The organism is Streptomyces sp. NPDC059455, from assembly GCF_042750115.1.
GTDB classification, from domain to species: domain Bacteria; phylum Actinomycetota; class Actinomycetes; order Streptomycetales; family Streptomycetaceae; genus Streptomyces; species Streptomyces endocoffeicus.
The window spans coordinates 1-8,210 of record NZ_JBHYVB010000333.1 but is presented as its reverse complement, the minus strand read 5'-3'; the positions used below and the strand labels follow the sequence as shown (position 1 = coordinate 8,210).

At 72.6% G+C, this 8,210-nt stretch carries 6 protein-coding genes; 3 read left to right on the top strand and 3 right to left on the bottom strand.

What is annotated here, in order from left to right:
- Positions 1 to 111: 111 nt before the first annotated feature.
- On the bottom strand, positions 112 to 1,269 hold the full coding sequence (locus ACFXB5_RS51180) for a transglycosylase family protein (protein ID WP_385222366.1): 1,158 nt from the start codon (positions 1,267 to 1,269) through the stop codon (positions 112 to 114).
- A gap of 1,535 nt (positions 1,270 to 2,804) precedes the next feature.
- On the opposite strand from ACFXB5_RS51180, the gene ACFXB5_RS51175 reads away from it, so the two are divergent.
- Positions 2,805 to 3,638, top strand: coding sequence for an MOSC domain-containing protein (locus ACFXB5_RS51175; RefSeq protein WP_385222363.1), 834 nt, complete (start codon positions 2,805 to 2,807; stop codon positions 3,636 to 3,638).
- A 10-nt stretch (positions 3,639 to 3,648) separates the two neighbouring features.
- Here the strand turns inward: ACFXB5_RS51175 and ACFXB5_RS51170 are convergent, their stop codons facing one another.
- Together ACFXB5_RS51170 and ACFXB5_RS51165 are read right to left on the bottom strand one after the other, a co-directional pair.
- Positions 3,649 to 4,059, bottom strand: coding sequence for an SRPBCC domain-containing protein (locus tag ACFXB5_RS51170; RefSeq protein WP_385222360.1), 411 nt, complete (start codon positions 4,057 to 4,059; stop codon positions 3,649 to 3,651).
- A gap of 76 nt (positions 4,060 to 4,135) precedes the next feature.
- A complete protein-coding gene (locus ACFXB5_RS51165) occupies positions 4,136 to 5,149 on the bottom strand; it encodes an Lrp/AsnC ligand binding domain-containing protein (RefSeq protein WP_385222358.1) in 1,014 nt (337 codons plus the stop codon).
- Positions 5,150 to 5,242: 93 nt separating this feature from the next.
- On the opposite strand from ACFXB5_RS51165, the gene ACFXB5_RS51160 reads away from it, so the two are divergent.
- Complete coding sequence (locus ACFXB5_RS51160; RefSeq protein ID WP_385222355.1) at positions 5,243 to 6,958, top strand: AbgT family transporter; 1,716 nt, start codon at positions 5,243 to 5,245, stop codon at positions 6,956 to 6,958.
- A 50-nt stretch (positions 6,959 to 7,008) separates the two neighbouring features.
- Positions 7,009 to 8,163 (top strand): M20 family metallopeptidase, encoded by a 1,155-nt coding sequence (locus tag ACFXB5_RS51155; protein WP_385222353.1) that lies wholly within the window; start codon positions 7,009 to 7,011, stop codon positions 8,161 to 8,163.
- Positions 8,164 to 8,210: the final 47 nt, after the last annotated feature.

The following is an 8,210-nucleotide window of genomic DNA, read 5'->3' as shown; positions in this document are numbered from 1 at the left end:
GCCCCGCGCGCGGGGCGGGGCCCCCCCGCCGCCGGCCCGCCGGCGGCCCCCACCCATTCCCCCACCCCACGGAGATGGACCGTGCGGACGCGATGCGTCCGGTGTGCGGCGTCAGACGCTGACGCCGTGGGAGCGCAGATAGGCCAGCGGGTCGATGTCGGATCCGTAGCGCGGGCTGGTGCGGACCTCGAAGTGGAGATGCGGTCCGGTGGCGTTCCCGGTGCTGCCGGACCGGGCGATCCGGTGGCCCGCCTGGACCGACTGCCCGGTGCGGACCATCAGCGCCGACAGATGCGCGTAGTGGGTGTAGAGCCCGTCGGCGTGGCGGACGATGACCTGGTAGCCGAAGGCGCCGCCCCACCCGGCCGCCACCACGGTGCCCGGGGCGGCAGCGCGCACGGAGGTGCCGGTGGGCACCGCGAAGTCCACGCCGGTGTGATGGCCGCTCGCCCACCGCGAGCCGCGGATGCCGTACCCCGCGCTGACCGGCCCGCTGACCGGGGCCATATGCGGGCGGGCCGCCGTCTTGCGGACCACCGTGTGGCTCGAGACCGTCGAGGCACGGTGGCGGGGCGCCGCCTTGCGCGGATGCCGGGAGCCCGCGGGCAGGGTCAGCCGCTGCCCCGGGTGGATCAGATGCGGGTTCGGGCCGACGGTCCCGCGGTTGGCGTGGTACAGCGCCTTCCAGCCACCCCTGACGGACGCACGCGTGGCGATGCGGGACAGCGTGTCACCGCGGACGACCGCGTAGGAGCCGGACGCCGCCGCGCGCCGGGCGGTGTGCTGCCGGGCGCGGGACTTCGCGGCGGACTTGGCCGACTTCTTGGGCTTCGCCGGGTGCTGGGCGCGGGGGTGGGCGTTCTGGCTCGTCACTCCGGCGGGTGGACCGGACCGGGTCAGCCGGCTGCGGACGGAGCACACCGGCCACGCGCCGGGGCCCTGTTTGCGCAGCACCGCCTCCGCCACGGTGATCTGCTGGGCCTTGGACGCCAGATCGGCCCGCGGGGCGTAGGCGGTGCCGCCGAACGCCGCCCAGGTGTGCTGGGAGAACTGGAGTCCGCCGTAGTAGCCGTTGCCGGTGTTGATGTGCCAGTTGCCCCCGCTCTCGCACTTGGCGACCAGGTTCCAGGTGTCGACCGAGGCCGCGTGGGCGGCGCCGGTGCCGAGGAACGGCAGGACGATGCCGACACCACCCGCGGTGAGCGCCGCGCACAGCGGCGAGACCCGGCTGGGCGATGCGGGGCGTCGGTGACTTCCTCGTACGGCCATGAGGCTGGTTCCTCTCCACAACGGCTCTCGACGTCGCCCTCCGGAGGACCCGGTGGGCTGTACGAGTACCGCAGCCCGGCCCCGCCGGTCACAAGGCGCAGGGGGCCTCATGGACCGCCGCGCGCCGCCCGGTGCCACCCCGGAATCGGCTGACGCTCCCTCAGTTGTGCGGTGGGAGGCGCATGGAGGGCCGGGGGCGCACGGGCGTCGGCGGGGCGGGAGCGGCGGACCGGGGGCGGGCGCGGGTGATCACGCGCCGCCGGACGTCCTGGTACGGCGGGAAATGATTCTCCGGGGCGCCGGACGGGGCGGCCGCTATTCCGCCGGATTGGTTTCCGGGTGATCGATGACGGATCTCGGACGGCGGTCCGGGTGAATTGCCGCCGGGGCCCGGGAGGTTGAAGACCGGACGAGCGACGGGCGGCTCAATACGGCGGCCGGTGCGGGCCGGGCGCGCGGCACGGGATCTTCCCCGGCGCTATTGCGGCACCGCCCGGTCAAGATCGGCCGCTTGGCGGCCGGGCCCGAGCGGACGGCCGTAACCGCGCGGCACCGCGTTGGAACCGGCCGTTCCGCTCCCTCCTCCCCGGCGTCCGGAGAATGCCGGGGAGGGGAGGAGAGGAAGGGGAGAGCGGGAGGCGGTGGGAGGGGCGGGAAATAGGACGGCCTTGCGGTGGGGCGGGGAAGCGGGGGACGGATGAGCGAACGCGCCGGACGTACCCGGCGGAGTTTCCCAGGGTGCGGCGGGAGACTCAAACGTATCGACGGGGCCCGCCGCCGACCGTGGCGTTCACGGGCGGGGCCGGCCGGGAGCGGACGCGGCCCCGGGCGACGACACGGCGGGGAGGCGACGGGGAGACGGTAAGGCGACCGAGGGCACCGGGCGCGGAACCAGGGCCCCGACTCGTATGCCCTCTCGCCTCCGGTTATGGCCCGAGGAACAGGGGCGGTCGCACGGGGTCCGGCCAACTCATCGGCCACAGAACGGACTTGACTCGGCGTTTACCGTATCTCTTGTCGTGCATCGCCTCGCCGACGCCCGTGCGCCGCGGCAGTTCTCCGAAAAGGGCCGGCCGTCATGGCGTCGGGGAACTGGCGGAGAATCACGCCGCCCGTGTATAGCGGGAACCGCGCCGCCGCGCATATCATTGCCTCACATCGACTTCCTCCCTTCCAGCCGCTCGCAGGAGTGGCCCCGGAATAATCACCCTTCACCCCGCCTGTCCGGGACCCCGGGCGGCGCCGGGGGCCGCGCTTTTCCCGCGGCCTCGCCCGCCGCTCCCTGGAGACGGTTCGTTTTGGGTTCCCGCCGACGGGAGGCGCGGCGCGCCTACGGCGTATGCCGGTGGTCACCGGCCGTGCGCGGAGGGTCATTCGGCGTACTCGGCGCTACGCCTTGCCGCTGGACGCCGGGCCGGGGGCGCATGGCGGAACCGGGCCGTGCCATGAAACGCCGGTCGGGCACCGGGCGATGCGGAATGAGCGCCCCGACCAGTCGCTCGGAGCCGCCGCCACCCCTGGGATAAGGTGCCCGCGTGGCCACCGTTGTCGAGCTGACCTGCTATCCCGTCAAGGGCTGCGCGGGTGTTCCGCTGTCCGAGGCGCTGCTGACGGAGGCGGGTCTGGAACACGACCGCAGCTTCATGGTCATCGGCGAGGACGGAGAGTGCCGCACTCAGCGGCGGGATCCCCGGCTCGCCGTCATCCGCCCCGCCATCGACCCGCACGGCACCCGGCTCACCCTGTCCGCACCCGGCGAGGGCGAGGTGGCCATCGACATCGACACCACCTCCGCGCGGCGCGAGGTCACCGTGTTCGACACGCCCTACCTCGGCATCGACCAGGGCGAGGACGCCGCCACGTGGCTTTCCCGGTTCCTGGGCGCGCCGAGCAGGCTGGTGCGGGTGCCCCCGGAGCACGACCGGGTGACCGACGGATGGATCCCCGGCACCTGTGGCTACGCCGACAGCGCCGCGGTGCACATCGTCTCCCGGGCCAGCCTGGACGGGCTGAACGAGCGGATCGCCGAGGCGGGCGGCGCGGCACTGCCGATGAACCGCTTCCGCCCCGGCATCGTGATCGGCGGATGGCACGAACCCCACCGGGAGGACCGGGTCCGCAGGATCGCCATCGGCGGCGCCGAACTGGGCTTCGCCAAGCACACCGCCCGGTGCGCGGTGACCACGGTCGAACAGAGCGAGGGCGTCAAGGCGGGCCCGGAGCCGCTGCGCACCATGGCCGGCTACCGGCGCGACCCCGGCGGCGCCACTCTGTTCGGCTGCCAGTTCTCCGTGATCCGCGCCGGAAAACTGGCCGTGGGAGACGAGGTGGACGTCATCGAGTGGGACGGGCCGCCGCCGGGGGAGTGACCGGGACCGCTCACACCGACGCGAGCACCTTGGCGAAGGCGTCCAGCAGCTGAGCGGCACCCTCCTCGACCTGGGCACACTGCTCCTGCGGTGGGGCCGGCTGCCGGAGCACCACCCGGGTCCGGCCGCCGTCCAGATCGGCGAAGGTGGCGGTCATCTCCATCGCGCCCTGCGGCAGGTCCAGCGTCCACACCAGCCGCTCCCGGCCGACCACCTCGCGGTAGCCACCGCGCATCGGCATCTCGCCCGCGGGTGTGGCGACGGTCGCTCTCCAGGCGCCTCCCGGCCGGACGTCGAGGTCGACGGACTCGGGCGCGGCGCCGAACCAGCGGGCGAAGTACTCCGGCTCGGTCCACACCCGCCACACGGTCTCGCGCGGTGCGTCCAGGTCCCGGCTGATGGTGATCTCGTTGCTGCTCATGGTGTCTCCTCGGCGAGCGGGGGCGGGAAGGCGTCGCCCCCTGTTCCACCTCTCAGACCGGCGCGCGGCGCGGAACTCATCGGTCCTGGTTCAGCAGTCTTCCGTCCGCACGGCCGATCCAGTACCGGCGCAGCACATCGAGGACCACCGACACCTCGCAGGCGGTGATGCCGGGGAGCGTCGCCAGATCGCGGGTGAGCAGCTCGGCCAGGCCGTCCTCGTCCCGGAACACCCCGTGGTGGATCACCGAGGAGGTGCCCGCCACGATGGAGACATAGCGCGCCGAGGGATGCCGGGCCAGCGCGTCGGCCACTTCCTGGATGGCCCCGGGCGCGGCATGCAGTTCGATCACGACCTCCAGCGGATGGCCGAGCAGCGCCGGTTCGATCTCCACGCGGGGCCGCACCAGCCCGCGCTGGAGGAGCGACTGGGTCAGCCGGTAGGCGGTGGACCGGTTGATGCCGAGCCCGCGCGCCACTTCGGCGGCGCTGGCCCGACCGTCCTGGCGCAGCAGCTCCATGGCCCGCAGCTCATCGTCGCCGAACCCGGTGACGGACGCGGGCTCCTCCACCGGATCGGCGACCTCCCGCAATGCCCGCAGCTGGGCGTCGTCCAGCCGCCGCAGCCGCCACGCGTCGGACTTCGCCGTCGCCCGCAGCACCAGCTCGGTATGGGCCGACCGCACGCCGGGGACGGACGGGATCCGTGTCATCAGCAGCTCACGCGCCCGGTCGCGCCGGGTGGCGTGCAGGGAGCAGTAGACATCCGCGTGGCCCGTGGTCGTGGCGACGAACGGGATCTCGGGCAGCTCGGACAGCTGCCGGGCCACCTCCCACGCCTGCCCCGGGGCCGTGGCCACCCAGATGTGCAGGGGGTTGCCCTCGGCCAGCATCGGCCACTCCACCTGCCCGATCACCCGCAGCAGCCGCTCCTCCGCGAGCCGGGCCAGCCGGCGGCCGACGGTGCTGGCGGAGCTGCCGAGCACCTCGGCCAGCGCGCTCAGCGGCGCCCTCGGTGCCACCTGCAGGGCGGCCACCAGATCGAGGTCGGCGTCGTCGAGCACCGGCGGGGTGGAGGGATCGGCTGCCATGGATACGAACCTATCGTGCGATTGGTGCGCCACGCGTGAATCATTCATGCGTAATGACTCTTTCTCTTGCCTCATTCCGTCATTCCTCCTCTAATGGACGACCACTACTGCGTCATCGACGAAGGAGTGCGGACGGTGAGTTCCAACGACACCACGACCACACCCGACAACACCCCCGGCAAACCGCCTCCCGACGCGCCCGGGGACTCCTCGGCGGCGCTGTCCGCACTGCTCCGGGTGCTCGGCGCCGTCGAGCGCGCGGGCAACAAACTTCCCCATCCCTTCTGGCTGTTCGCGATCCTCAGCGCCTTCCTCGCGCTGATCAGCTGGGGGCTCGCCACCGCGGACGTCTCCGCGGTCGACCCGGCGGGGGACAAGACCGTGGCGGTGCGCAGCCTGATCTCGGTCGACGGGGTGCGGTCGATGATCAACGACGCGATCACCAACTACGCCACCTTCCCACCGCTCGGCACCATCCTGGTCGTCATGCTCGGTGTCGCCGTCGCCGACCGGTCGGGGCTGCTCGCGGCGATGCTGCGGGCCGGTGTCGCCAAGGTTCCGGCGCGCTGGATGACCTTCGCCCTGGCCTTCACCGCGATGGTCGCCCACATCGCGTCCGACGCCGCCTATGTGGCGCTGGTCCCCCTGGGCGGGCTGGCCTTCCGGGCCATCGGGCGCAGTCCGCTGCTGGGGATCGTCGTGGCCTTCGTCGGCGTATCGGCGGGCTATGACGCCAGCCCGCTGATCACCCCGATGGACGCGGTGCTGTCCGGGCTGACCACGGCCGCCGCGCACACCGTGGACCCCGGCTATGTCGTCACCCCGCTGTCCAACTACTTCTTCTCCCTCGCCTCCTCGGTGGTGCTGGCCGCCGTGATCACCTTTGTCACCGAGAAGGTGCTGGTGAAGCGAGTGGCGGCGCTTCCGCCCGAGCCCGAGGAGGCGGACGGGGAGGCCACCGCGAAAACCACTGCGGACGGCGAAGCCACCGCGAAAACCACTGCGGACGGCGAAGCCACCGCGAAAACCACTGGGGATGTCGAACTCGCCCTGGCACCCGAGGAGCGCCGCGGGCTGCGCCGCGCCGCCGTCGCCCTCGTCAGCTACCTCACGGTGATCGTGGTGGCGATGATCCCCACCGGGTCACCGCTGCGCGGCGAGGGCGGCAGCATCGTCGAATCGCCCGTGCTCTCCGGTATCGCCGTGGTGCTCGGACTGCTCTTCGCCCTCCTCGGCGCGGTCTACGGGCGTGCGGCCGGTACCGTCCGTGGCGGCCGGGACATCCCGGACTTCATGGCGCACGGCATGCGGGAGATGGCCCCCATCCTGGTGCTGTTCTTCGCCATCTCCCAGTTCCTCGCCTACTTCAAGTGGACCGGCGTCGGCCAGGTGCTCGCCATCCGCGGCGCCGATCTGCTGAAGGATCTCGGGGTCACCGGCCCGGTCGCCTTCCTCGGCATCGTGGTGGTGTGCACGGTGATCAATCTGGCGATGACCAGCGGCTCGGCCATGTGGGCGCTGGTGGCCCCGGTCTTCGTGCCGATGCTGATGCTGCTGCACATCCCCCCGGAGGCCACCCAGGCCGTCTACCGCATCGCCGACTCCTGCACCAACGCCATCACCCCGATGAGCGCCTACTTCGTCATGGCGCTCGGCTTCCTCCAGCGCTACCGGCGCTCCGCCGGAATCGGCACCCTCGCCTCGCTGACCCTGCCGCTGTCCGTGGCCATGCTGGTGGCCTGGACCCTGCTCTTCTACGTCTGGTGGGCGCTGGGCATCCCGCTCGGCCCCGGCGCGCCCGTCCGCTGATCCCCAGCCGCTCCCTCACCCCCGCCACCCCCGGGAAGGATCCCCCTCGCATGACCCCCTCCGATCTCGCCGCCGCCACCGCCCAGGCGCTGCCCGAGATGATCGAAGACCTACGGACACTGGTGGAACTGGAGACGCCGAGCAACGACAAGCGGCTGCTGGACGCCGGACTCGCCGCGATCAGCGGCTGGGTCGTCGACCGGCTCGGCGAGCCGGACGGCACCGAGCGCCACGACTGCGGACCGCACGGCGATGTGCTCGCCCTGACCTATCGCGGCACGGCACCCGGCACCGTGCTGATGCTGTGCCACTACGACACGGTGTGGCCGGCCGGAACGCTCGCCGAATGGCCCTTCGAGGTCGAGGACGGCCGGGCGAGCGGCCCCGGTGTCTTCGACATGAAGACGGGCCTGGTGCAGGCCGTCTGGACCCTGCGGCTGCTGCGCGAACTGGCGCTTCCCCACCCCTCGGTGCGGCTGCTGCTCAACGGCGACGAGGAGATCGGCAGCCCCGCCTCCCGGCGCCATATCGAGCGGCTCAGCGAGGACGTCCTGGCCACCCTGGTCTTCGAGGCGTCGCTGGACGGGGCGCTCAAGACCTCCCGCAAGGGCGTCGGGCTGTTCGATGTGACGGCCCACGGCCTCGAATCGCACGCGGGTCTCGACCCGTTCGCGGGCGCGAGCGCCATCCACGCGCTGGCCGAGGTCGTCCCGCGGATCGTCGCGCTCGGCGCCCCGGAGCGGGGGACCACGGTGAACGTGGGGCTGATTCAAGGCGGCACGGGGCGCAATGTGATCGCCGCACGGGCGAGTTGCGGCATCGACATCCGGATCGCCGAACCGGAGGAGATGAAGCGGATCGACGCCGCGCTGCACGCCCTCACCCCCTCCGACCAGCGGGTGCGGCTGACCGTCACCGGTGAGTGGAACCGTCCGCCGATGGTTCCGGGCGGCCCGTCCCGCCGGTTGTTCGAGCGGGCCCACGCGATCGCCGCGGAACACGGCTGGGAGCTGGAGGAGACCGCGGTCGGCGGTGCCAGCGACGGCAACTTCGTCTCCGCGCTCGGCCGTCCCGTCCTCGACGGCCTCGGTGCCCTCGGCTCCGGTGCCCACGCCCGCCACGAACACACCGTGCTCGCCCCGATCCCGGCCCGTACCGCGCTGACCATCGGCCTGCTGCGGGCACTCGCGGCGGACGGCGCCTAACGGCACACCGACGCCGCGCCGACGCCGACGGTCCACCGGCCGTCGGC

What these genes read in the sequence shown, in the direction of transcription:
- ACFXB5_RS51165 (WP_385222358.1), bottom strand. Translation starts at nt 5,149, where the DNA reads ATGGCAGCCGATCCCTCCACCCCGCCGGTGCTCGACGACGCCGACCTC.
- ACFXB5_RS51170 (WP_385222360.1), bottom strand. Translation starts at nt 4,059, where the DNA reads ATGAGCAGCAACGAGATCACCATCAGCCGGGACCTGGACGCACCGCGC.
- ACFXB5_RS51155 (WP_385222353.1), top strand. Translation starts at nt 7,009, where the DNA reads ATGACCCCCTCCGATCTCGCCGCCGCCACCGCCCAGGCGCTGCCCGAG.
- ACFXB5_RS51160 (WP_385222355.1), top strand. Translation starts at nt 5,243, where the DNA reads ATGGACGACCACTACTGCGTCATCGACGAAGGAGTGCGGACGGTGAGT.
- ACFXB5_RS51180 (WP_385222366.1), bottom strand. Translation starts at nt 1,269, where the DNA reads ATGGCCGTACGAGGAAGTCACCGACGCCCCGCATCGCCCAGCCGGGTC.